Raw genomic sequence first — 705 nt, 5'->3', positions numbered from 1 at the left:
GCGTTTAGAGCAGCAACGTGATTTCTGGAAGGCGGAGTTTGCAGAGGAAGTTGATGTGTTGGAACTTCCCATAGATCATTCCCGGCCTATGGAAAAAAGTTACGATGGAGGTAATCGAGTTTTTTTACTTTCAAAGGAATTGACAGACAAACTTCAGGATGCAGGTGAATCCTCAGGCGCCACGATGTTTATGACGGTGCTATCGATATTCAACATATTGCTGAGCAAGCTAAGCAACCAGGAGGACATCACGATAGGTACGCCAGTTGCAGGTCGGGATCATGCGGACCTGGAGGATGTAATAGGTATGTTTGTGAACACTCTGGTGCTTCGTAATTACCCGGAAGGGAATAAAACCTTCAGAGAGTTTCTGTCAGAGGTGAAGGAGAAGACATTGAATTGTTTTGAGAACCAGGCTTACCAGTATGAAGAGTTGATAGAGGAGCTGAGCCTACCGAGAGATACCAGCCGCAATGCGTTGTTCGATGTGATGTTGATGTACCAAAACTTTGAGGAAGAAGAGTTGGTTATACCGGATTTGAAGCTTGAAGGGTATGAGAGCGGCTATAATGTAACTAAGTTTGACCTTACTTTGATGGTAAGAAAATCAGAAGATGGTTTGTACCTAAACTTTGGGTATGCTACTGATTTATTTGAGAGAGCAACGATAGACAGGTTCATTACCTATTTTGAGCGGATAGTAGA

1 protein-coding gene is annotated in these 705 nt (G+C 43.4%); it reads left to right on the top strand.

Annotation, left to right across the window (positions count from 1 at the left end; genetic code table 11):
• On the top strand, nucleotides 1-705 hold a 705-nt coding region (locus C900_RS27710; protein ID WP_040497723.1), incomplete at both ends, for a condensation domain-containing protein.

It is taken from the genome of Fulvivirga imtechensis AK7 (assembly GCF_000331535.1).
GTDB lineage: Bacteria > Bacteroidota > Bacteroidia > Cytophagales > Cyclobacteriaceae > Fulvivirga > Fulvivirga imtechensis.
The sequence above is the reverse complement of the archived record's forward strand: the minus strand, read 5'-3'. Positions and strand labels throughout refer to the sequence as shown.